The following is a 384-nucleotide window of genomic DNA, read 5'->3' on the forward strand; positions in this document are numbered from 1 at the left end:
CGCCGGTCGCGCAGCTGAGCTTCACCACCTCGACCAAGCCGGCGCTGCTCAGCGGCCGCCCCGCGGTCGACGCGGAGGCCGACGAGGCCTACAAGTACCTGATCATGCCGGTGCGCCTGTCCGGCTGACGTCGTGCCCTCCGGGCCCGTTCCCGCCTGCCGCGGGGCCGGGCCCGCGGCGTCCGCAGGACGGGCTCCGGGGAGTCCAAAACGCCTGGGAACTCCCTGGACGGACGCCACGGCCCGTGGGGCCGCCGTGCACGCCCCGGCGTAGGCTCGGATCCGGTGGGTGACCCGGTGCGCCGGGGAGCCTGCGGCAACGACGGCCACAACGCGTAAGGAACCAGTTGATGGAGCTTGGTCTCGTCGGTCTCGGCAAGATGGG

The 384-nt window shown here is 73.4% G+C and carries 1 pseudogene; it reads left to right on the top strand.

Annotated elements, in window-relative coordinates:
- Window positions 1-128, top strand: a pseudogene (locus G3I71_RS49905) (DNA polymerase III subunit beta); the annotation flags it as partial.
- Window positions 129-384 lie beyond the last annotated feature (256 nt).

This window comes from Streptomyces sp. SID12501, from assembly GCF_010550245.1.
Taxonomy (GTDB): Bacteria; Actinomycetota; Actinomycetes; order Streptomycetales; family Streptomycetaceae; genus Streptomyces.